Source organism: Pigmentiphaga sp. H8, from assembly GCF_003854895.1.
Taxonomy (GTDB): domain Bacteria; phylum Pseudomonadota; class Gammaproteobacteria; order Burkholderiales; family Burkholderiaceae_B; genus Pigmentiphaga.
Genome location: NZ_CP033966.1, coordinates 3686499 through 3709153 on the forward strand (window position 1 = coordinate 3686499; position 22655 = coordinate 3709153).

Consider the following 22655-nt stretch of genomic DNA (forward strand, 5'->3'; position numbering starts at 1 on the left):
GCACGCCATGTCCAACAGTACCTTGCTAGGCACGGGCGAAAGCCTGCCTGAAGACAGCGGCAAGAGCGGCAAGCTCGGCCCCAGCGACACCTCGGATTCCGGCAGCGACCTGGCCGGCCTGCCCGACGACGAGGCCGGCACCGACTCGAGCAAGACGGGAGAGCGGCTTTCGGTCGACCCCGACGAGGAAGAACGCACGGGGGCCGACGTCCTGCCGGACGAAGTCGTGGACGAGGAACGCCTGGCCCGCTCGCACCCGGGCGACGACGAGGACGACGCAACCCGCCCCCGCTGAATCGGCCGGGTGCCCGGGCCGTTCAGTGCTGCATGGCGCGGGACTCCCGCCCGTCCATGGCGTCCGACGGCCTGGCCTGTACCTTGTCGCTCAGGACGGGCGGGGCCACGGGATCGAAATCCACCCAGTCGCCCTCGCGCCACCGGCCCTCGGCCTTTTCCACGTCCTTGCCGCCGCACCCCCTGAGCACCTGGGCGGCGGCGGCCTCGGTCGCGACGGTGACATGGACAGCGGTCAGCACGCCGGCACGGCGCATTCCCGTGCTGTGGCCGGCCCGATAGGCGCGCGTCGCGCTGCGGGTGGCGACCAGCGCGCCCCCCAGCGAACCGATGTAGGCGCCGACGCCCACCGCGATGATCAGGGCCAGCACGGATCCGGCCGCATACAACCAGACGATGGAACCGATCACGGCTCCCACCAGGCCCAGCAAGGCAGCGCCGGCTATCGCGCCGTGCTTGGTCTTGCGCGACCCGGGGTCGGCGGCCTGGTCGCCGCCCAGGGGATAGCGGTCGTGCTGGCCGGCGGGATTGACGAAGAAGATGGAGACGTCCTCCTGGGCGAAACCGGCGGCGAACAGCTTGCGGCCGGCTTCCTCGGCCTCGGGAAAGGAGTCGAAACGGGCAGCGACGATGAGCGACACGGCAATCTCCTCGAATCACGGACGAGGTATCGCCAGCACGTATCGTGCCGCGCCTCATTCGCCCGGCGGCGTGGGAGGCGGCGGCGGCAGTTCGGGGTCGATGGGATCGGGCTGCTGGGCCGGCGGAACCGGCGGATCCCCCACCGGCTGGTTGGGCGGATCGCCCACCGGCGGCGGATCCTTGACAGGGGGATCGGGGGGAACCGAGTGCGCGTACAACCGGGACATGGTCAGTGATCTCCGTAGCAGCAGGCGCGCTCAGGAAACCGGCACGTCCTGCATGTCCGCCTCGCGGGCGTCGTCTGCGGCGTAATCCTCCAGCCGGTTGTAGAGCGTCTTCAGGCTGATGCCCAACACTTCGGCCGCGTGCTTCTTGACGCCCCCGCAGTGCTGCAGGGTGGCGAAGATCAGCCGCCTGTCGGCCTCAGCAAGCGACGTACCCACCTGAATGGTGACGATGGGTTCGCTTTCCGCCTTGCCGGCGGGCGCCAGCTGGATGGGGGCCGCCACCGTGTCGATCAGGCCGCCATCGGTCATGATGTAGGCGCGGTGCACATAGTTCTTCAGTTCCCGCACGTTGCCGGGCCAGGCATGCAACGCCATGTCGGCCAGCATGGCGGGCGAGAAAACCTTGGCCGACTTGTGGGTCTCGTTCAAGAGGTCCAGGAAGCTCTGGGCCAGGAGTTCGACGTCCTTGGCCCGTTCCCGCAGCGGCGGCAGATGGATGGGAAAGACGTTCAGGCGGTGGTAGAGATCCTCGCGCAGCTTGCCCTCGGCCACCGCCTCCTGCGGATTGCGGTTGGTGGCGGCGATGATGCGGACGTCGCACTCGGTTTCCTGGTTGGTGCCGACCCGCATGAACAACCCGGTCTCGAGCACCCGCAGCAGCTTCACCTGGAGTTCGATCGGCATCTCGGTGATCTCGTCCAGGAACAGCGTGCCGCCGTGCGAACGCTCGAAATAGCCCTTGTGCTGGCGTTCGGCGCCGGTAAAGCTGCCGCGCTCGTGCCCGAACATCTCGCTTTCGATCAGGTTCGGCGAAATGGCGCCGCAGTTCACCGCCAGGAAGGGCCGCTTGCGCCTCAGGCTCAGGTCGTGCAGCGTCTGCGCCGCCAGTTCCTTGCCGGTGCCGCTTTCACCGATCAAGAGCACGGTTGCCTCGGTGGGCGCGACCTTGCCGATCTGGTCGTACAGGTCCTGCATGGAGGGCGAGCCGCCCAGCATGCGGCCGAAGCGGCCGAAGCGGCGCAGCTCGCCGCGCAGCGAGCCGATTTCGGCCTTCAGGTCACCCGCCCGCGGGATGCGGTCAAGGATGGCCTTGAGCCGCTGCATGTTGATCGGCTTGATGAGATAGTCGGCCGCGCCCAGGCGCAAGGCGTCCACCGCGCTCTCCACGCTGGCGTGGCCGGTGATCAGGATGACCTCGACCGGAATGGACGGATCCAGCTCCTTGAATAGATCCATGCCGCTGCCATCCGGCAGCTTCAGGTCGGTCAGCACGACGTCCGGACTCTGGCGCACGATCTGAATGCGGGCTTCCCGGAGGTCGCCCGCAACGGCGGTGGTAAGCCCCTCGGCGCCGACGATTTCCGCCAGGGCCGCCCGGGTGTTCGGTTCGTCGTCCACGATCAGGACATGCGGCATGCAGTGTGGCTCCTCGATGCGATGATGATCGGAATGGCCGGACGAAGGCGGCGGCTAGCGCCTGGGCGCGAGCAGGCCGATGACCACGCCCACCGCGATGGCGATGCCCACCGCCCGCCAGGGATTGTCGTGCACGTAGGCATCGGTCTGGGCCGACGCCTGCCGGTAGGACTCGGCGGCGCCGCGGCGCACGTCGTGGTACAGGTCCTGGGCGCGATCCAGCTGGTCGCGCAGCCGCGCCCGCGCCGTGTCCAGTTCGTGGCCCGCCTGGCCGGCCGTGTTCCGCAGGAGCGCCTCGGCGTCCTCGACCAGGCTCCGGACCTGGCCGATGGCGCCTTCCACGTCACGCAGTCCCGCAACCCGATGCTTGCCCATAGTGGCTCCTCGTCAAGGTGGTGAATAAGCAATTACGAAGAAAATGGCCGGCCGTCGCAACATTGCTTACTCCTTGTATAGACTGCCTCCGTTCTCGGCCCAAGTGCAAGCAATAGGTAAGAATTACATGAAATCTTGTAAATTCCCCTGACCCGCGCGCGGGGCTTGCCACAGCCCGTTACCATCCCCCCCGCGACCGGCTTCCGGCATGCGGGGCTCCCTGCTTAGAATGAGGCGTCCGCCCTGCCTTGGGCACTCCCGCCCTTGGCACACCCTGGAGATTCATGCGGAAGGAACAGGCAATGCGCCCTGAGGAAGGCTTGGTACCGATACTGGAAAGCGATGTGCCCGACACGGCCGGCAGCCACTCGGCGCAGCTCGCGGCCGAACCCGTTCGCCCGACTCCCCCGCCCCAGCACTACGGGCTGCTGTATGGCAGCGCCGTGCCCATGCGGGAGCTGTACCAGCAGATCGAGAAGGTGGCCCCCACCGCGCTGACGGTGCTGATCGTGGGCGAAAGCGGCACCGGCAAGGAGCTGGTCGCGCGCACCCTGCACGAGAAGAGCCCGCGCCACGGCGGCCCCTTCATCCCGGTCAACTGCGGCGCCATCCCCGCGACGCTGATCGAGGGAGAACTGTTCGGACACGAGAAAGGCAGCTTCACCGGCGCCATCCAGCAGCACGTGGGGTATTTCGAACGCGCCGCCGGCGGCACCATTTTCCTGGACGAGATCACGGAAATGGCCCCGGAGATGCAGATCAAGCTGCTGCGCGTGCTCGAGACCTCCACCTTCCACCGGGTCGGGGGAACCGAACAGCTCTCCACCGACGTCCGGGTCATCGCCGCGACCAACCGCGATCCCCAGGTGGCGGTCCAGGAAGGACGCTTCCGGGAAGACCTGCTGTACCGCCTGGCGGTGTTCCCGCTGCGGGTACCGCCGCTGCGCGAACGGCCCGCCGACATCGATCTGCTGGCGCAGCGTTTCCTGGACCAGCTCAACGCGACCGAGAAGACCCGCAAGCGCTTCGCCCGGGCCACCCTGGACGGCCTGCGCCAGTACCACTGGCCGGGCAACGTACGGGAACTGAAGAACGCCGTGCATCGGGCGTTCATCCTGGCCGACGACGAGGTCGAGGTGCAGAATCCCGAGCCCGCCCCGCGCAACCGCAAGGTGGTCCGGCGCGAGGGCAGCCTGGAACTGGCGGTGGGCATCCCGCTGCCGGACGCCCAGCGGGAACTCATACTCGCAACGCTGGCGCATTACGGCGGAGACAAGCGGCAGACCGCCAGCACGCTGGGCATCAGCCTCAAGACGCTCTATAACCGGCTGGACACCTACAAGCACGGCGGCGGCGACGCCTAGGACCGCCGCTACAGCCAGCGCTCCAGCAGGCGCGACATGAACTCCTTGAACCTGGCCGTCAGCGGCCGCTTCTTCCATTGTTCGAGCACCACCGGTACGGACGCCTGCCTGTCGCGTTCGAACAGGGCCTCCATCTGGGTGCCGAAGTCGGCGCCCAGGATCACGGCGTTGATCTCGTGGTTCAGGGTGAAGCTGCGCCAATCGAGGTTGCTGGAGCCGGCCGTGGACCAGACACCGTCCACCACGGCCGTCTTGGCGTGCAGCAGCACGTCCTTGCGTTCGTAGATCTTCACGCCGGCTTCGAGCAGTTCCTCGTAGTGGGAACGGCCGGCATGCAGCACGATCGAGAAATCGCTGAACCCCGGCAGCAGCAGCGTCACGTCGACGCCGCGGCGGGCGGCATCGCCCAGGGCCGCGATGAAACCCGGATCGGGCACGAAGTAGGCCATGGTGATGTGCACCGACCGCTGCGAACTGTTGATGGCGGACAGCAGCGTCAGGTAGATGGCGTGGTTGTCCGCCGAACCCGGGCGGTTGACCAGGATGCGCACCACATGCGGCCCCCGCCGGGGTTGCTGCGGCAGGAAGTCGATATCGCCCAGCGGCGGCCCGCCCTGGCTGCGCCAGCCCTCCAGGAACACGCGCTCGACGTCGGGCACCGCGGGGCCGCGGATGCTGATGTGCGTGTCCCGCCAGGGCGCGTCCTGCCGGCCCTCGGCCTCGTGGGCCCGGGCCGACGATCCGGCCACCGGCCGTGACGCGTAGACGTCGCTCAGATTGATCCCGCCGATGAAGGCGACCTCGCCGTCCACCACCAGGATCTTGCGATGGCTGCGCTCGTTGAGGGACCAGTTGCCCCGGCTCTTGAGCGGATTGACGGGATTGAAGAAGACCACCTGCACGCCGGCCTGCCGCATGCGATCGAAGAGATCGGGCGGAACGGACAAGGTGCCGATGTCGTCGACCATGACGGCCACGGCGACGCCTTGCGCGCGCTTGGCGATCAGCATTTCGGCCACGAGATTGCCGATCCGGTCGTCCTCGAAGATGTAGCTTTCCAGATGGATGAAGCGGCGCGCGGCGCCGATGGCTTCCTCCATCGCGCGATAGGTGCTGGGACCGTCGCCGAAGAGCCGCACCTCGTTGCCGACGACCAGCGGCGCATCGGTCACCGCCTCCTCGACCTGCAGGTGCCGCGCCAGGAAATCGCCCGCCTGGCCCCGGGCGTCCAGTTGCTGGATGATGCGGCGGCTTTCGCGGTAGGTCAGCAGGCCGGTTTCGCTGGAGATGCGGACCTTGCGCCGGGGCTCGGTGCCGCTGGCCGGATCGGGAAGCGGGCTGGCGCAGTGGCACAGCACCACCGCGCACAGGCCGTACAGAAGAACGCGCAGGAAGCTTCGCATGTTTTTCTCATTCTGTTACGAGACAGACCCGTTCCGTCGAACTTAACCCCTGTCCAGCCGGCCTTTGCACCGGTAAAACTTACCGAAGCGGCAAGAGCTGCACGCTATTTTCCACTGTCCTGCGCATCATGCCTACGGCTTCGCATTGGCACGAAGCTTGCACGTAAGGGGATTGCGACATTCAACGGCCATGGTCCGGCCAAGCACGGGAGACGGCATTGGTTCAAGCTACTTACGACATGCGTGTGCGGCAGCAACTGTCCTTGACGCCCAGGCTCCAGCAGTCCGTCAAGCTGTTGCAGATGTCCGCGCTCGAGTTCACACAGGAGCTGCAGCAAGCCATCGCGAACAACCCGTTCCTGGAGGAAGACGACCAGGACGCCTCGGCCGCGGCGCAGGCCAGCGAATCGGTCCTTCCGGTGGATCGCAATGCCACCGGCCAGGCCGAAGCCGACGACGCCCCCGAGCCCCCTCCCCCCGCCTTCGACCCGGAGCCCTACGGCGGCAGCTACGCCGGTAGCCGGACCCGCGACGACGACGGCGAGGAGCGGCCCGACATCGGACAATGGACGCACAGCTCCATGGGGCTGCACGACCACCTTCACCAGCAGTTGTGCGGCTACCGGCTGGGAGACCGCGACCGGCTGCTGGCCGAGATCATCATCGAGGCGCTGGACGAGGACGGCTACCTGCGCCAGGACTTCGACGAACTGGCCGACACGCTGTCCGTGCAGCCCGCGCCGTCCCACGACGAGTGGATGGTCGCGCTGACCCTGGTCCAGCACCTGGACACGCCGGGACTCGCGGCCCGCAGCCTGGGAGAATGCCTGCGCCTGCAACTGGCGGCCCAGCGCGAGGCCACGCCGGGGCGCGCGCTGGCGATGGCGATCGCCGACCAGTACCTGGACCTGATGGCGCGCCGCGAGACGGCGGAGCTGCGCCGCCGGCTGGGCTGCAACGACGAGGAACTGGCGGTGGCCTGCCGGCTCATACGCAGCCTGACGCCGCGGCCCGGATTTGCCTTCTCGGAAGAAGGCACCGACCACATCGTGCCCGACGTGATCGTGCGCAAGATCCGGAACAAGTGGGTGATCTCCACCAACCCGGCAGTCATGCCCAAGGCCCGCCTGCACCAGGCCTACGCCAACCTGTTCCGCAAGGCGCGCTGCGACGACCGGGCTCCGCTGGCGCAAGAGTTGCAGGAGGCGCGCTGGCTGATACGCAACGTCGAACAGCGCTTCACCACCATCCAGCGGGTGGCCGAGGCCATCGTCGCGCACCAGCGCACCTTCTTCGACTACGGCGAGATCGCGCTCAAGCCGCTGGTGCTGCGCAAGGTGGCCGAGGAACTGGACCTGCACGAGTCCACGGTCTCGCGCGCGACGAACAACAAGTACATGGCCACGCCGCGCGGCGTGTTCGAGTTCAAGCACTTCTTCTCGCGCGAACTGGCCACCGAAACGGGCGGCCGCTGTTCGGCCGCGGCGGTGCGCGCCCTGATCCGCGACATGATCGCCGCCGAGAACCGCCGCGATCCCCTGTCCGACGTCTCGCTGACCAGGATGCTGGCGGAACAGGGCGTGGTGGTGGCGCGGCGCACCGTCACCAAGTACCGCGACCTGATGAAACTGCCACCCGCGGAATTGCGCAAACAGCCCTGAGCCATTAAAACGCGGGGATGGGAGCGTGCCTCTTTCCGCGAAATCTGCCGATGCGAACAAAAAGAATCCTTGCCGCCGTCCTTGGACTCATCATCCTCCTGGTTGCCGCCGCGCTGCTGACCGACTGGCGCTTCCTGCGGGGACCGGTGGAACGGCTGGCCACCGAAAAGCTCGGACGGCAGGTGGTGCTCGAGGACTTCCGCATGCGGCTGCGGCCCGTCACCCGCATCCGGCTGCACGGGCTGGCCGTGGACAACATTCCCGACACCAAGCCCGAGCGCATGCTGCAAGCCGAATCCATCGAGGTCCGGGTCCGGCTGCTGCCCCTGCTGCGGCGCGCCGTCGTGCTGGACCTGCTGTCGGTGGACGGCGCCCAGGCCCATCTGGCCCGCGATGCGTCGGGCGCCAACAACTGGACCCTGGCCAGACAGGACGATGGCGGACCGCCCCCCGACGTGGTGGTACGCGCGCTGTCCTTGAACCGCGTGAAGGTGAACTACGACGACCGCGTGCTGAAGGCCGACGCGCACCTGCAGGCCGACAGCATCGAGGCGCCCGCTTCGGGACCGGCCTATGGCATGAAGCTGGAATTCGGCGGCCACTACCATGACGCCGCGTTCGGCGGCGTGGCGCGTACCGGCGGCATCCTGACACTGCGCGATTCGGGCACGCCCTTTCCCTTCTTCATCGACGCCAAGGGCGGCCCCACCCACGTCCGGGCCGAGGGCCAGGTGGGCGATCCGTTCGGCGATGCCACCGTGGACGTGGCGCTGGACATCGCCGGGCCGACCCTGTCCACGCTGTATCCGTACATCAACCTGCCCCTGCCCACCACCCCGCCCTACCGCATCAAGGGCCGCTTGAAACGCGACGGCATGAACTTCGACCTGACGGGCATGGACGGCAGGATAGGCTCGACCGACATTTCCGGCGACGCCAGCTACGAGATGCGCCGCGACAAGCCCATGCTGCGCGCCAAGCTCAAGAGCCGCGTGCTGGACATGAAGGATCTCGGCCCCCTGATCGGCGTGCGCGACGATGCCCCCGCGCAGAAGGCGCAGGCCGCGCCGCAGCCGGCGGCCGACCGCCGCATCCTGCCCGACGCCGAGTTCAGGCTGGAGCGGCTCAACGCCATCAATGCCGACGTCACGCTGGACGCGGGCGACGTGCGCGTGCGCGGTCCCTGGGCCTTCGACGACTTCTCCGCCCACCTCATCCTGCAGGACGGCGTGCTCAAGCTGGTGCCGCTGAACTTCGGCTACGCGGGCGGCGAACTGCGCTCGGACATCACGCTGGACGCGCGCCAGCCGGTGATACGCACCGACGCCCGCATCGGCGTGCAGCGGGCGCGCCTGAACCGGCTGTTCCCCGACGTGAAACTGATGCAGAAAAGCGAGGGCACGCTGGGCGCCGACCTGAAGCTCAAGACGGCGGGCAACTCGATACGGGCCATGCTGGGGCGTGCCGACGGCACGGTGGGCATGGCCGTGACCGGCGGCGAGATCTCGAACCTGCTGGTCGAGGCCATCGGCCTGGACGCCACCCAGGCGCTGGGATTCCTGATCGGCGGAGACAAGGAAACACGGCTGCGCTGCGCGGTCGCCACCTTCGCGGTCAAGGACGGCATCGCCACCTCGCAGGCCCTGGTCATCGACACCGACGACACCCGCGTCGACGGCCACGGCACCATAGACCTGCGCAACGAGCGCCTGGCCCTGCGCTTCGAGCCCCGTCCCAAGGACAAGAGCATCCTCGTGGCGCGCTCGCCCATCGATATCGTCGGCACCTTCGGGGCGCCCGACTTCAAGATCGACAAGGCTTCGCTGTTCGCGCGGGCCGGCGCCTCCATCGCGCTGGCCTTCATCAATCCCCTGGCGGCGCTGATCCCGCTGATCGAGACCGGCCCGGGCACCGATGCCGACTGCCAGGGCCTGCTGTCGAACCTGCGCGAGGCGCGCCGCAACGCCGACACGCCCGCCCCCAAGGGCAACAAGGGCAAGGCCCGCTGACCGCGGCCGCGCGGCTCAGTCTTCGTTGCGCGGCACGCCGGGGATGCGCCGGCCGCCGCTGGAACGAAGATCGGTGTCTTCCTGGCCCGACTGCACATCCTCGTAGGCCTGCTCGATCACCTTGCGTGGCGCGCTTTCCTGGCTGTCGTGCGATTCGTCGTGCTCATGAGGCAGCCGCGGTTCGCCCTGTCCCTTGTCGTCCTGGGTACGGGTGCGCTCCGGCCGCCGCTTCTCGGGTTCCTTCATGCGAGGCTCCTCAGCGCGCCAGTCTCAGGCCGGCATACTGCCAGCGCGAGCCCGGCACGAAGAAATTGCGGTACGTGGCACGGATATGGCTGCGCGGCGTGGCGCAGGACCCGCCCCGCAGCACCATCTGGTTGATCATGAACTTGCCGTTGTATTCCCCCACCGCGCCGGCAGCCGGACGAAAGCCCGGATACGGCAGGTAGGCGCTCTGCGTCCATTCCCACACCCCGCCCAGGAAATCCGTCGCCTCGGCGCGCAGGCGCCTCGGATGCAGCAGCCCCGACTCGGCGAAGTCCCCTTCGGCCAGCAGGGTGGAGCCCTCGGCCATTGCCTGCGTCGCAGCCCGCTCCCACTCCTGCTCCGTCGGCAGCCGGGCACCCGCCCAGCGCGCATAGGCGTCGGCCTCGTAGTAGCTCAGGTGGCAGACGGGTTCGGCCGGATCCACCGGGCGCGGACCGGCCGCCGTGTGGCACGTCCACCGGCCGTCGTCCCGCATCCAGTACAGCGGCATGTCCCAGCCGCCCCGCACGCGCGCGTCCCAGCCGTCGGACAGCCACAGGTCCGGCCGGCCATAGCCGCCGTCCTCGATGAAGGCCAGGTATTCCGCATTCGAGACCGGACGCCGCGCCAGCTCGAACGCCTCCACCCACGCGCGGTGCCGGGGCGCTTCGTTGTCAAAGGCAAAACCGTCGCCCGCATGCCCCAGGTCCACCAATCCCGCGTCGTAGCGCTGGAACGCCGCCGGTCCTGGATCCACCGCGGGCGCTTCGGCCGGAGCCGGCCGCCATCCGGGCAACAGGGGGTTGTGCCAAAAGTGGTGCTTCAGGTCGGTCGCGATCAGCTCCTGATGCTGCTGCTCGTGATGCAGGCCGAGCTCGACCAGCGCCAGCGCCTGGGGCGGCGCCGCATCGTCCATCCATTCGAGCAGACGCTCCAGCACCGACTGCTGGTAGGCCATGACCCGGTCCAGCGAAGGACGCGAGAGCAACCCCCGCTGCCCGCGCGGATGGCGCTCGCCCACGCCCACGTAGTAGGAGTTGAACAGTTCGCGGAAGGCGGGGTCGAAGGGCCGGAAATCCGGCTGCCACGGCTCGAGCACGAAGGTCTCGAAGAACCACGCCACGTGGCCGACGTGCCACTTGGCCGGACTGGCCTCGGGCATGGACTGCAGCATGCAGTCCTCGGGCGTCAGCCCGTCCAGCAACGCCAGCGTGGCCTCGCGCACCCCCGCCACGCGGCGGGCCAGCAGTTCGGGAACGAACACATCGTCGCGCGCGTTCATCGCTGCGCCAGGAAAACGCCGAACCACGAACGCGGGTCGGTCCACATGTTGCGCACCGAGAACCCCGCCTGCGCCAGCATCGCATCGAACTGCGCCGGCGTGTACTTGTACGAATGCTCGGTCACGATGTCCTCGCCGGCCTCGAAGATCCGCTCCGACGATCCCCAGCGCACGCGCTGCCGCTGCCTGGCCCGCAACCGCATTTCGATGCGGCCATGGCCGTCGTCGAAACGCGATTCATGGTCGAATTCGGCGGGCTGGAAGTCGCTGCCCAGCACCCGGTTGCACACGCGCAGCACGTTCCGGTTGAATGCCGCCGTCACCCCCAGATCGTCGGCATAGGCGCGCTGCATCACGCGCCTGTCCTTGCGCAGGTCGGCGCTGATCAACAGGCTGCCCCGCGGGCCGGCCTGTCGGCAGATCGAGGCCATCAGCGCGACGGCCCGCTCGGGGTCGAAATTGCCGATGGACGATCCGGGGTAGAAGAATACCGGCGGCTGCTCCTGGGTGTCGGCCAGGTGCCGGCGCAGGTCCAGATCCCCCGAGAAATCCGCCTCCACCGCCACGCAGGCGACCTGCGGGAATTTGCGGCCCAGCGCCGCCACCTCGTGCCGCAGGCAGTCGGCGGCAATGTCCACGCCCAGGTACCGGCAGGCGTCCACGTGGGCGAGCCAGGCACGCGACTTCGCGCAATCCCCGCAGCCCAGGTCCACCCATTGGAGGCGGCGCGGCAGAGCACCGGCAATGGCCGCGCGATGGGCCTCGAAGATCGCCCGCTCGGTGCGCGTCGGGTAGTACTCCTCGAGTTCGCAGATGGCGTTGAACAGCACGCACCCTTGCGCGTCGTAAAGGAATTTCGGATCGATGCGGGCCTGTTCAGCCCGCAGCCCCGCGGCCAGTTCCGCCGCGCGATTGTCGAGCGGCGCGGTCTCGGCGCGCCGCCCGGGGGACGGCGCGCCTTCCATCGAAAAAGCGGTGTCGTTCCCGGCCATCCTGTGCGCGGGACCTCGAAGCATGGTTGTCAATATGGGCTCCTTGGGACAGCGGCAGAGTGTCCTTCCCCCGGCCGTAGCAAGCGCGATGCCTGCCCTGGCCGCCGGACATGGCCCCTATCTATACGCTTGTCGCTTCCCGGGGGACAGGAATGGGATGTAACCCTTGCCTACGACGCTGCAAAAAGGGGCGGTATTCGACCGTAAACCGAAACAAACTATGGCGGCCACCCCAGTTTTTCCCTCATGGGCCAGCCTCTAAGCTTGTAACGGTCGCGGCGGATCGCCTCCGCCCCCTCTCTCTCATCGTCAAGGAGCTTCCATGAATCTCGCCATCATCGGCGCCACCGGCAACGTCGGCAGCCGCCTCGTCAACGAAGCCCTGGCCCGCGGCCACCATGTCACCGCCATTGCACGCCATGCCTCCAGGCTGGCCGCGCGCCCCGGACTGGACACGCTGGACATCGACCTGGCCGACGGCGCGAAACTGGCCTCGGCCCTGCGCGGCCAGGACGCGGTCGTCAGCAGCGTCCGCTTCGCCACCTCGCCCCTTGCCAGCGTCCTCGGCCCCGTCAGGCAGGCCGGCGTTCCGCGGCTGCTGGTGGTGGGCGGCGCCGGCAGCCTGGAAGTGGCCCCGGGCGCCGCGCTGGTGGATAGGCCGGCGTTCCCGGCCGAATACAAGACCGAGGCATTGGCCGGCCGTGACTGGCTGGACGCCCTGCGAGCGGAAAAGGACCTGGATTGGACCTTCCTGTCGCCGTCGGCGCTGTTCGTGCCCGGCGAGCGCACGGGCACGTTCCGCCTGGGCGGCGATGCGCTGCTGACCGCCGCGGACGGCCGCAGCTGGATTTCCATGGAAGACTTCGCCATCGCGATGCTGGACGAAGTGGAAAAGCCCGCGCACACGGGCCGGCGCTTCACCGTGGGCTACTGATCGCGTCGCGGGCGAACAACGCGAAGCGCGATGCCCGCCCCGGGGGCGTTACATGTGGCGACGATTGCAACAGCCCGCACAAACCGCCGCACGGGAATCGCCCATACAGTGGGGTCATCGCAGTCTCGGAGAATCTGTATGAAACGGCTGGCAATGGCAGGGCTGGTGGGCGCGGCCCTGTTGGCCCTCAGTGCGACGGCCCAGGCCCGCGTGAGCGTATCCATAGGCATCGGCATACCCGGTATCGTCTATGGTCCGCCTCCGGTGTACATGGCTCCCGCTCCGGTCTATATGCCGCCTCCCGTCATGGTGGTCCCGGGGCCGGTCGGCTACGTGCCTTATGACCCGTACTGGCGCGAGCGCCGGTGGGAACAGGAGCGGCGCTGGGAGCGTGAACGGCGCTATCGGGAAGAACGCCACTATCGGCGCCACGGCTACCGCGACTGAACGACGGCCCCTTGCACGGGGCCGTTTCCTTTTGCCGCCGGCCGCCGGGGGGCGCGACCGAATGTCGCGAGTTGAGGCAGATCATTGTCACGTCCTACCGAGCACTGATACCTTAGGGGCAGCCCAACGTACAACGGGAGTACGCCCCTGTCCCGCCCCGCCCGCGCGCGCTCCGGCGACGCGCTCCGCCCTTCCCCCGGCGACTGGCTGCAACTGGCCGGATCGCTGACGTGGCTGGTCCAGGCCGGCATCCTGGCCTCGGCGGTGCAGCGCATGGCGGCGGATCCGGGCGACGTGGCCGCGGGCCTGATCGCCGCCGCCTGTTTCCTGCTTGCCGGCGTCCTGCGCGCGGGCTGCGATGCGTGGGGGGCGCGCCTGAGCTTCCAGGTCGCGCGGCGCCGCCTGTCGACACTGCGCGCCACCGCGGTCGATGCGCTGGCGAACGGCTCTCCGCTGGACAAGCGGCGCCCCGCCGCCGGCCACGCGGCCAGCGTGCTGGCCGAACAGGCCGATGCCGCGCTGCCCTATCTGGCCCGCTACCCCGCCATCCAGTTGAAGATCCTGGTCGTGCCGCTGGCCATCCTTGCGGCCGTCGCGCCGCTGTCGTGGGTCGCGGCGCTGGTCCTGCTGGCCTCGGCCCCGCTGATCCCGGTGTTCATGGCGCTGGTGGGCTGGCGCGCCCAGCGCGCCAGCCAGGCCCATCTGGCCGAGATGGGCACGCTGAACGCCTTCCTGCTGGATCGCCTGCGAGGCCTGGCCACGCTGCGGGCGCTGGATGCCGTCGACGCCACCACCGGACGGCTGGCATACGTTGCACAAACGCTGCGTACGCGTACCATGGCGGTACTGCGCATCGCCTTCCTGTCCTCGGCGGTGCTGGAATTGTTTTCCGCCATCGGGGTCGCCATGGTCGCGGTCTACGTAGGATTCCACCTGCTGGGCACCTTGCCCTTCGGCACCTGGGGCAGTCCGCTCACCCTCGGCCAGGGGCTCTTCGTCCTGCTGCTGGCCCCCAGCTTCTTCGAGCCGCTGCGCGACCTCTCCACGGCCTGGCATGACCGGGCCGCGGGCCGGGCGGCGCTGGAGGCGCTGCGCGCGCTTTCCTCGGCGCCGTCGAAGCTGGTGGGCGGCGCCGCGCCCTTCCCGCCGTCCGGCAACGGACCCGCGCACCGTCCGCCGCCCGCCGTCGAACTCGTTCAACTGCGCTTCGCCCACGCCGATGCGGCGCCATCGGTCATCGACGGCCTGGACCTGCGCGTGGCACCTGGCGAACGAGTGGCCATCATGGGGCCGAGCGGGGCGGGCAAGTCGACGCTGCTGGCGCTGATCGCCGGCCTCGTACCCGCCCAGTCCGGAGCCGTCGTCATCGACGGCGTGGCGCTGGATGGCCAGAGCGCGCCGCGACTGCGGGCACGCATGGCCTGGATCGGGCAGAAGCCGCATGTCTTCGCCGGCACGCTGGGCGCCAACGTCGCCCTGGGCCGCCCGGACGTCAGCGTCCAGGCCGTGGGCCGCGCCCTGGAGGCTGCGACGCTGGGGCAGCTGGCGGGGCGCGAAGCCGGTCGCCCGCTGGGCGAGTCCGGCATCGGCCTGTCGGGCGGCGAATGCCTGCGCCTGGCGATGGCCAGGGCGGCCGCCGCGCCCGGCAGCGACTTGTGGCTGGCCGACGAACCCACCGCCCACCTGGACGCCGCCACGGCCCGGGAACTGACCCGCCGGCTGCTGGCCGAGTCCGCGGGCAGGACCCTGATCGTCGCCACGCACGACCCCGAACTGGCCTCGCGCATGGACCGCGTGATCGACCTTGCCGCGCCGCGCGCGATGCCGGCAGATGCGGAAACGGCCCCGCTGGCCGCCTTGGGAGCGGCCTCATGAAAGCTTCCATCCACGCCGTGCTGCGGCTCTTTTTCGCCGACCGGCGCAGCCTGCTGTGGGGCGGCGTCGCGCTGGCCGCGCTGACGGTTTGCGCCGGCATGGGGCTGCTGGGCCTGTCCGGCTGGTTCATCACCGCCACCGCGCTGGCCGGACTGGCCGCCGGCACCGCCCTCGCCTTCGACGTGTTCACCCCCGGCGCCGGCATACGGCTGCTGGCCCTGGTCCGCACCGCGGCCCGCTACGGCGAGCGGGTCGTCACCCACGACGCGGCGCTCGCGGTCATCGCCGCGCTGCGTCCGCGCCTGTTCGCGGGCTGGGCCCGGCCCGAGGCCGCGCGCAGGCTGCTCGCGCGGCCGGCCCGGCTGCTGTTCCGCCTGACCGCCGACGCCGACGCGCTGGACGCCCTATACCTGCGCCTGCTGGTGCCGGCCGGCGCCGCCTGTGCCGCGATCGCCCTGGTCGGCGTCATGCTGGGCGTGGTCAGCCTGCCGCTGGGCGTGGCCATGGCCGGCTGGCTGCTGGCCACGGGCGCCGGCATCCTGGCCTGGACCGCGCGCCGCAGCCGCCGCGCCGCCTGTCGCCGCGCCCATGCGATCGAAGCCCTGCGCGCGCAGGCCATCGACCTCGTCTCCGGCCAGACCGAACTCGCCATGGCCGGCCGCCTGACGGCGCAATGCCGGATGCTGGCCCGGACCGAGCACCGGCTGGCCGCCGCCGACGACACCATCAACCGCGCCGACGCACAAGGCGGTTTCCTTCAGGCCGTGGCGGGCACCGCGGCCCTGGCCGCCACGCTCGCGGCCTGCGTCCTGCTGGTCGCCGGTTCGGCCATCGGCGCCCCCGTGGCGGCGCTGGCCCTGCTGCTCGTGCTGGCAAGCGCCGAACCGTTGACGCCGCTGCGGCGGGGGACGCTGGAGCTGGGCCGCACCCTGCTGGCCATCCGCCGCCTGGCGCCTCGGCTGGACGCGCCGGCAACAGCCCCGGTCCGCGCCGCCTCCGGCGACATCCTGGTCGAACATGCCAGCCTGCGCCACGACAGCCGGCCCGGCGTGCCCGCCAACGTGGCCCTGGAAAACATCACCCTGACGATCCGGCCCGGCGAACGCGTGGCCGTGATCGGCCCCAGCGGCGCCGGCAAGTCGACGCTGCTGGCCCTGGTGGCGGGCGAGCGGCTGCCCTCCACCGGACGAGTCCAAGCCCCCGCCTCCTGCCTGCTGACGCAACGCACCGAGCTGTTCCAGGACAGCGTGCGCGACAACCTGCGCCTGGCCCGACCCGACGCCGGCGACGACGCATTGTGGGCCGCGCTGCAGGCCTCCGGCCTGGACCAGGCCATCGCCGCCCTGCCCGCCGGCCTGGACACGCGCCTGGGCGAAGGCGGCCTGGGCCTGTCGGCGGGACAGGCCCGCAGGCTCGCGCTGTCACGGCTGTTCCTGCGCCCCACTCAGTTGTGGCTGCTGGACGAACCCACGGAAGGACTGGACGCGCCGACCGCGCGCGACGTGGTGGCCCGGCTGGCCGGGCAGGCGCGCGATCGCACCCTGCTCATCGCCACCCACATCCGGCGGGAAGCCGCCCTGGCGGACCGCATCGTCGTGCTGGCCGACGGCACCGTGGCCGCCGACCTGCGCCGCGGCACCCCCGCCTTCGATCATCGACTTCACACCCTGCGCCCGGACTGAGGAGGAAGCTGGCACCATGGACCTCGACATCGTTTCACTCTCGCGCCTGCAGTTCGCACTGACGGCGCTCTACCACTTCCTTTTCGTCCCGCTCACGCTGGGCCTGTCGGTCGTCATCGCCATCATGGAGACGGTCTACGTCATGACCGGGCGCAAGATCTGGCGCCAGATGACCAAGTTCTGGGGCACGCTGTTCGGCATCAACTTCGTGCTGGGCGTGGCCACCGGCCTGGTGATGGAATTCCAGTTCGGCATGAACTGGAGCTATTACAGCCACTACGTGGGCGACATCTTCGGCGCGCCGCTGGCCCTGGAAGGCCTGATGGCCTTCTTCCTGGAAGCGACCTTCGTCGGCCTGTTCTTCTTCGGCTGGAACAAGCTGTCGCGCGTCGGGCACCTGGTGGCGACCTGGTGCGTGGCGCTGGGCTCGAACTTCTCGGCGCTATGGATCCTGATCGCCAACGGCTGGATGCAGAACCCCGTGGGCTCGGCCTTCAACCCCGAAACCATGCGTATGGAAGTCACCGACTTCTTCGCCGTGCTGACGAACCCGGTGGCGCAGGCCAAGTTCGTGCACACGGTGTCGGCCGGCTACGTGACCGCGTCGGTGTTCGTACTGGGCGTGTCGGCCTGGTACCTGCTGAAGGGCCGGCACATCGACGTGGCCAAACGCTCGATGACGGTGGCCGCTTCGTTCGGCCTGGCCTCGGCGCTATCGGTGGTGGTCCTGGGCGATGAAAGCGGCTACCTGTCGACCGAGCACCAGAAGATGAAGCTGGCCGCCATCGAAGGCATGTGGGAAACCGAACCCGCGCCCGCGCCCTTCACCATCGTCGGCATTCCCGACCAGCAGGCCCGCGAGACCCACTACGCCGTCCGCGTCCCGGCCGTCATGGGCCTGATCGGCACGCGCTCGCTCACCACCGAGATTCCCGGCATCACCACGCTGGTCGATCACGCGCGCGAGCGCATAGGCAGCGGCATCATCGCCTTCGACGCCTTGCAGCGCATCCGCGCGGCGGGCAGCTCCGCCGCCATCGCGCCGGCCGACCGCGACGCCTTCGAGCAGCATGGCAGCGACCTCGGCTACGCCCTGCTGCTCAAGCGCTACCTGGACGACCCGCGCCAGGCCACGCCCCAGCAGATCGACCAGGCCGCCTGGGACACCGTGCCCATGGTCCTGCCGCTGTTCTGGGCGTTCCGCATCATGGTCGGACTGGGCTTCTTCTTCATCCTGCTGATGGCAACGTTCTTCATCCTGTCGGCCCGCCGCCGGCTCGATGCGCACCGCTGGCTGCTCAAGGTCGCGGTGTTCGCCATCCCGCTGCCCTGGATCGCCGCCGAAATGGGCTGGATCGTGGCCGAGTTCGGCCGCCAGCCCTGGGTGATCGAAGGCGTGCTGCCTACCGCCGCGGCCGTCTCCGACCTGGGCGCGGGAACGGTGCTGATGACCATACTGGGCTTCACCGCGCTCTACACCGTGCTGTTCATCGTCGAGATGGGCCTGATGCTGCGCGCCATCCGCAAGGGCGTGGAGCCCGACCCCGATCCGGAAGTCCGGCTCGTGGCCCCGCACCTGTCCCAACGTCTGACCGCCCAGGAGTAAGCCATGATTCTGCACACACTCATCGACTACGACGTGCTGCGCCTGATCTGGTGGGCGCTGCTGGGCATCCTGCTGATCGCGTTCGCGCTGACCGACGGCTTCGACCTGGGGACGGGCATGCTGCTGCCCTTCGTCGGCCGCACCGACGTCGAACGGCGCGTGGTCATCAACACCATCGGTCCCGTGTGGGAAGGCAACCAGGTCTGGCTGATCCTGGGCGGCGGCGCGATCTTCGCCGCCTGGCCGCCGCTGTACGCGGTGTCCTTCTCGAGCTTCTACCTCGCGATGTTCGCCATCCTGTTCGCGCTGATCCTGCGGCCGGTGGGCTTCAAGTACCGCAGCAAGCGCGAAAGCACGCGCTGGCGCACGACCTGGGACTGGGCGCTGTTCGCCGGCGGCCTGGTACCCTCGCTGATCCTGGGCGTGGCGATGGGCAACGTGCTGCTGGGCGTGCCGTTCCGGCTCGACGGCGACCTGCGCATTTTCTACGACGGCAGCTTCTTCGGACTGCTGTCCCCCTTCGCCCTACTGTGCGGCCTGGTGTCGGTCACGATGCTGCTCACGCAGGGCGCGTGCTGGCTGGTCCTGAAGACGCGTGGCGAGGTGGCCGAACGCGCCCGCGGCTACGGCAGCGTGGCGGCGTTCCTGACGCTGCTGCTGTTCGCGCTGGGCGGCATCGCGCTGTGGGCCTGGGTGGACGGCTACCGCATCACCAGCACCATAGACCCGCTGGGTTCGTCCAATCCGCTGCGCAAGACGGCCGAAATCGCCTCGGGTGCCTGGTTCGACAACTACGCGGCCCACCCGTGGCTGATGCTGGCACCGGCCGCCGGCCTGGCGGGCTCGGCGCTGGCCCTGCTGCTGCTCCGGCTGCGCAGCGAGATCGGCGCGCTGCTGGCAAGTTCACTGGCCATCCTGGGCATCATCCTGAGCGTGGGCGTCTCGATCTTTCCGTTCCTGCTGCCCTCGTCCGCCGACCCGCGAGCCAGCCTGACGGTCTGGGATGCCTCGTCCAGCCACCTGACGCTGTTCATCATGCTGGTCGCATCGGGAATCTTCATCCCGCTCATCGTCGCCTACACGTCCTGGGTCTACCGGGTCCTGTGGGGCAAGGTCGACGAAGCGGCCGTGAAGGATCCCGGCAATCACGCCTACTGACGCACCTGGGAGGAACGAGCATGTGGTACTTTTCCTGGATACTGGGGTTGGGTCTGGCGGCGACGTTCGCCGTCCTGAACGCCATGTGGTACGAGCTCAGAGAGCAAGACGAGTAAGTCCTTCCATCGGAGATATCGAGCAGTATGAAGACTTGGGATCAACGCTTTTCCGAACCTGGCTACAAGTACGGAACCGCGCCCAACCGCTTCCTGGCCGAGCAGGAACCCCGCCTGCCGGCGGGCAGCCGGGTGCTATTGCCCGGCGACGGCGAGGGCCGCAACAGCGTGTGGCTGGCCGAGCGCGGGCATCAGGTGCTGGCGGTCGACAATTCGCAGGTCGGCCTGGACAAGGCGCTGACCCTGGCGTCGAACCGGGGCGTCACCATCACCACGCTGAACGCGGACCTGGCGGCCTGGGCGCCGCCTCCCGCCACCTGTGCCGCGGTCGTGCTGGTCTACGTCCACCTGCCCAGCGCCTTCCGGGCCGACGCCCACCGGCGCCTGGCGGGCGCGCTGGCTCCCGGCGGCTGGCTGATCCTGGAGTCCTTCCATCCCCGCCAACTGGCCTACCAGAGCGGCGGTCCCCGCGACGCCGACATGCTGAGCGACCTCGCCACGATACGCGCGGATTTCAGCGGCCTGCTCGAGGAAGTGCAGGGCTGGGAAGGCGAGGTGGAACTGGACGAAGGGGACGGGCACCGCGGGCCGGCCTTCGTGACCCGCTACGTGGGCCGCAAGCCCACCGTCTGAATCCCTTTCGGGTACCACCTGGGCGTATCCGGCATTTCCCTCTAGAATAAGAATAGTTATTATTTGCCTTTTCCTTATTCAAGACGGGAAACCCATGTCCACCTCCACCCTCCGTATCTGGGGATGGCCGCTCGTGCTGGGCGCGCTGACCGCGACAGGACTCATTTCCGCCCTGGTTTCCGATAGCTGGGGCGACGCCTGGTCTTGGGCGGGACTGGGCGTCCCGGTCGCCACCATGCTGTGGTTCGGCCTGCGGCGCCAGCCCGACCGCCCGCGTTTCCACGCCTCGACCCGCAGGCGCGCATGACAGGCCGCGCGCTCTTCCCGCCCTTCCAGGAACCCTGACCCATGCCCTCCGCCCGTGCCCTGAAGACCTGGTCCTGGCTGCACAAATGGAGCAGCCTGATCTGCACGCTGTTCATGCTGCTGCTATGCCTGACCGGCTTGCCGCTGATCTTCCATCACGAACTGGGCCACCTGCTGGGCACCGAGGTCGAGGCGCCCGACCGGACGGACGACCGGGCCCGTGTCAGCCTGGACCGGGTGCTGGAGGTCGCGCAGGCACGCCATCCCGATCGCGTCATCCAGTTCGTCTCGCAGGACGAGGAAGACGACCGCGTCTGGTTCGTCACGCTCACCCCCACGCCCGCGCCCACCGACGACTTCCGCTCGGTGGCGGTGGATGCCCGCACCGGCGAAGTACTGGCCGAACCGCGCTTCGACGAAGGATTCATGTACGTCATGCTCAAGCTGCACGTGGACCTGTTCGCGGGGCTGGCGGGCAAGCTGTTCCTGGGCTTCATGGGGCTTCTGCTGCTGGTGGCCATCGTCACCGGCGCGGTGCTGTACGGGCCCTTCATGAAGAAACTGGAATTCGGCGACGTGCGGCGGCACCGCGCGCCCCGCGTCAAGTGGCTGGACCTGCACAACCTGCTGGGCGTGGTCACGCTGGTCTGGGCCTTCGTCGTGGGCGGCACCGGCATGATCAACACCTGGGCCGACCTGATGATCAAGTATTGGCAGTACGACCAGTTGAGCGCGCTGCTGGCGCCCTATCAGGGCCAGCCGGTCACGCCGCCCGCCCAGCGTGCCTCGCTGCAGAGCTCGATGGAAGCCGCGATGGCCGTCGCGCCGCACACCCGGCTGTCCTTCATCGCCTTCCCCGGCACGGCTTTCTCCAGTCCGCACCACAACACCTTCTTCCTGGCCGGCAACGAGCCGCTTACTTCCAAGCTGTTGCAGCCGGTGCTGATCGACGCCCAGACCGCCGAGGTCACCGCCTCGCCCAAGCTGCCCTGGTACCTGACGGCACTGCTGGTATCCCAGCCGCTGCACTTCGGCGACTACGGCGGCATGCCCATGAAGATCCTGTGGGCGCTGCTGGATCTGGCCACGATCATCGTGCTGGGCAGTGGGCTGTACCTGTGGGTGAAGAGGCGGCAACCGGCCGCCGCTACGGCCCGGAACACGCGCGCCACGGCCTAGCGACAGCCTCGGAACAGCCCGCGCGGGTGTGGCGATCCGCTATAGTAGCCACACCCAGCTTGGTTGCCGCGTGCATGTCCCACCCCGCACCTTCCCCCGACGCCCATCCGGCGATTTCGCCCGACATCTATTCGTTCTCGGACCTGTCCTCGCGGCCGGCCTCCGTGCAGCAGGCATACGCCCACGTGCGCAACGGCATCCTGGCCGGCCGCTATCCCGAGGGCGCGCGCATCACGGAAAAGGAAGTCGCTGAGGCGCTGGGGCTGTCGCGCACTCCTGTGCGCGAAGGCATACGGCTGCTGGTGGCCGATGGCTTCCTGGTGCTGCGACCCAACGCCGGCGCCACCGTGCGGATCTGGTCGGCTCCGGAAATCCGCGAGATCTATGCGGCGCGCATCCTAGTCGAATCGGAACTGGCCGCGCTGGCGGCCGAACGCATGGATGCGGCGACGCTGGCGGAACTGCGCGAGGTCCAGGACGAGATGGAATCGCGCGGGCCGGACGTCAGCCCCGTCAACCTCGACCGCATCAGCACCCTGAACCGGCGCTTCCATGCGCTGATCTACGATGCGGCCGGCAACCCACGCCTGCGCAGCATGCGCGCCAAGGCCGTCGAGATCAAGGTCATCCTGGGCACGCGGCGCAGCTATGACCGCGAGCGCCTGGCACGCACCTTCCAGCATCATCGCGAATTGCTCGACGCCTTCACGGCGCGCGATCCCGCGTGGGCGCGCGCCGTCATGCACTGCCATCTGCGGTCCGCGCAGTTCGCGCTGCTCGACCATCCCCACGCCGCCCAGGATTGAGC

At 69.0% G+C, this 22655-nt stretch carries 23 protein-coding genes; 15 read left to right on the plus strand and 8 right to left on the minus strand.

What is annotated here, in order from left to right; all coding sequences use genetic code 11:
- Positions 1–7 precede the first annotated feature (7 nt).
- A complete protein-coding gene (locus EGT29_RS17385) occupies positions 8–295 on the plus strand; it encodes a MatE family transporter (RefSeq protein WP_124690155.1) in 288 nt (95 codons plus the stop codon).
- A 22-nt stretch (positions 296–317) separates the two neighbouring features.
- On the opposite strand, the gene EGT29_RS17390 is transcribed toward EGT29_RS17385, so the two are convergent.
- The 4 genes from EGT29_RS17390 to EGT29_RS17400 are packed head-to-tail and all read right to left on the minus strand — an operon-like array spanning position 318 to position 2954.
- Complete coding sequence (locus EGT29_RS17390) at positions 318–935, minus strand: hypothetical protein (RefSeq protein WP_238160069.1); 618 nt, start codon at positions 933–935, stop codon at positions 318–320.
- Positions 936–989: 54 nt separating this feature from the next.
- Complete coding sequence (locus EGT29_RS28895; protein ID WP_161567855.1) at positions 990–1163, minus strand: hypothetical protein; 174 nt, start codon at positions 1161–1163, stop codon at positions 990–992.
- A 30-nt stretch (positions 1164–1193) separates the two neighbouring features.
- Positions 1194–2579 (minus strand): sigma-54 dependent transcriptional regulator, encoded by a 1386-nt coding sequence (locus EGT29_RS17395; protein ID WP_124690156.1) that lies wholly within the window; start codon positions 2577–2579, stop codon positions 1194–1196.
- Between the two features lie 54 nt (positions 2580–2633).
- A complete protein-coding gene (locus EGT29_RS17400; protein WP_124690157.1) occupies positions 2634–2954 on the minus strand; it encodes a YqjD family protein in 321 nt (106 codons plus the stop codon).
- Positions 2955–3256: 302 nt separating this feature from the next.
- On the opposite strand from EGT29_RS17400, the gene EGT29_RS17405 reads away from it, so the two are divergent.
- Positions 3257–4318 carry a sigma-54-dependent Fis family transcriptional regulator gene (locus EGT29_RS17405; RefSeq protein WP_124690158.1) on the plus strand — a complete coding sequence of 354 codons (1062 nt, stop codon included), beginning with the start codon at positions 3257–3259 and terminating at the stop codon, positions 4316–4318.
- A gap of 8 nt (positions 4319–4326) precedes the next feature.
- On the opposite strand, the gene EGT29_RS17410 is transcribed toward EGT29_RS17405, so the two are convergent.
- Positions 4327–5721, minus strand: a complete 1395-nt coding sequence (locus EGT29_RS17410; protein WP_124690159.1) for a phosphatidylserine/phosphatidylglycerophosphate/cardiolipin synthase family protein — start codon at positions 5719–5721, stop codon at positions 4327–4329.
- A 218-nt stretch (positions 5722–5939) separates the two neighbouring features.
- On the opposite strand from EGT29_RS17410, the gene EGT29_RS17415 reads away from it, so the two are divergent.
- Both EGT29_RS17415 and EGT29_RS17420 read left to right on the plus strand, forming a co-directional pair.
- Positions 5940–7382, plus strand: coding sequence for an RNA polymerase factor sigma-54 (locus tag EGT29_RS17415; RefSeq protein ID WP_255465707.1), 1443 nt, complete (start codon positions 5940–5942; stop codon positions 7380–7382).
- 50 nt (positions 7383–7432) lie between these two features.
- Complete coding sequence (locus tag EGT29_RS17420) at positions 7433–9391, plus strand: AsmA family protein (protein WP_161567856.1); 1959 nt, start codon at positions 7433–7435, stop codon at positions 9389–9391.
- Between the two features lie 15 nt (positions 9392–9406).
- Here the strand turns inward: EGT29_RS17420 and EGT29_RS17425 are convergent, their stop codons facing one another.
- The 3 genes from EGT29_RS17425 to egtD are packed head-to-tail and all read right to left on the minus strand — an operon-like array spanning position 9407 to position 11935.
- Positions 9407–9637 (minus strand): hypothetical protein, encoded by a 231-nt coding sequence (locus EGT29_RS17425; protein WP_124690161.1) that lies wholly within the window; start codon positions 9635–9637, stop codon positions 9407–9409.
- A 10-nt stretch (positions 9638–9647) separates the two neighbouring features.
- Positions 9648–10919 (minus strand): ergothioneine biosynthesis protein EgtB, encoded by a 1272-nt coding sequence (egtB, locus tag EGT29_RS17430; protein WP_124690162.1) that lies wholly within the window; start codon positions 10917–10919, stop codon positions 9648–9650.
- The gene (egtD, locus tag EGT29_RS17435) at positions 10916–11935 is read right to left on the minus strand and encodes an L-histidine N(alpha)-methyltransferase (protein ID WP_238160074.1); all 1020 of its coding nucleotides are present in this window, start codon (positions 11933–11935) and stop codon (positions 10916–10918) included. Before egtD ends, egtB begins: the two co-directional genes overlap by 4 nt.
- Positions 11936–12233: 298 nt before the next feature.
- On the opposite strand from egtD, the gene EGT29_RS17440 reads away from it, so the two are divergent.
- The 11 genes from EGT29_RS17440 (at position 12234) to EGT29_RS17490 (ending at position 22653) form a co-directional block, all read left to right on the plus strand.
- On the plus strand, positions 12234–12845 hold the full coding sequence (locus tag EGT29_RS17440) for an NAD(P)-dependent oxidoreductase (protein WP_124690163.1): 612 nt from the start codon (positions 12234–12236) through the stop codon (positions 12843–12845).
- A gap of 138 nt (positions 12846–12983) precedes the next feature.
- Positions 12984–13292, plus strand: a complete 309-nt coding sequence (locus EGT29_RS17445) for a hypothetical protein (RefSeq protein WP_124690164.1) — start codon at positions 12984–12986, stop codon at positions 13290–13292.
- A 207-nt stretch (positions 13293–13499) separates the two neighbouring features.
- Positions 13500–15167, plus strand: a complete 1668-nt coding sequence (gene cydD, locus EGT29_RS17450; protein ID WP_370283046.1) for a thiol reductant ABC exporter subunit CydD — start codon at positions 13500–13502, stop codon at positions 15165–15167.
- Complete coding sequence (locus EGT29_RS17455; protein ID WP_124690166.1) at positions 15164–16849, plus strand: amino acid ABC transporter ATP-binding/permease protein; 1686 nt, start codon at positions 15164–15166, stop codon at positions 16847–16849. Before cydD ends, EGT29_RS17455 begins: the two co-directional genes overlap by 4 nt.
- Positions 16850–16865: 16 nt before the next feature.
- Positions 16866–18455, plus strand: coding sequence for a cytochrome ubiquinol oxidase subunit I (locus EGT29_RS17460; RefSeq protein ID WP_124690167.1), 1590 nt, complete (start codon positions 16866–16868; stop codon positions 18453–18455).
- Positions 18456–18458: 3 nt separating this feature from the next.
- Positions 18459–19613, plus strand: coding sequence for a cytochrome d ubiquinol oxidase subunit II (gene cydB / locus EGT29_RS17465; protein WP_124690168.1), 1155 nt, complete (start codon positions 18459–18461; stop codon positions 19611–19613).
- 20 nt (positions 19614–19633) lie between these two features.
- On the plus strand, positions 19634–19729 hold the full coding sequence (cydX, locus tag EGT29_RS17470) for a cytochrome bd-I oxidase subunit CydX (RefSeq protein ID WP_087841421.1): 96 nt from the start codon (positions 19634–19636) through the stop codon (positions 19727–19729).
- A gap of 27 nt (positions 19730–19756) precedes the next feature.
- Entirely contained in the window at positions 19757–20362 is a 606-nt protein-coding gene (locus EGT29_RS17475; protein WP_124690169.1) for a bifunctional 2-polyprenyl-6-hydroxyphenol methylase/3-demethylubiquinol 3-O-methyltransferase UbiG, read from the plus strand.
- Positions 20363–20456: 94 nt separating this feature from the next.
- On the plus strand, positions 20457–20669 hold the full coding sequence (locus EGT29_RS17480; protein WP_124690170.1) for a hypothetical protein: 213 nt from the start codon (positions 20457–20459) through the stop codon (positions 20667–20669).
- Positions 20670–20710: 41 nt separating this feature from the next.
- Positions 20711–21847 carry a PepSY domain-containing protein gene (locus EGT29_RS17485; protein ID WP_124690171.1) on the plus strand — a complete coding sequence of 379 codons (1137 nt, stop codon included), beginning with the start codon at positions 20711–20713 and terminating at the stop codon, positions 21845–21847.
- 74 nt (positions 21848–21921) lie between these two features.
- Positions 21922–22653 carry a GntR family transcriptional regulator gene (locus tag EGT29_RS17490; protein ID WP_124690172.1) on the plus strand — a complete coding sequence of 244 codons (732 nt, stop codon included), beginning with the start codon at positions 21922–21924 and terminating at the stop codon, positions 22651–22653.
- Positions 22654–22655: the final 2 nt, after the last annotated feature.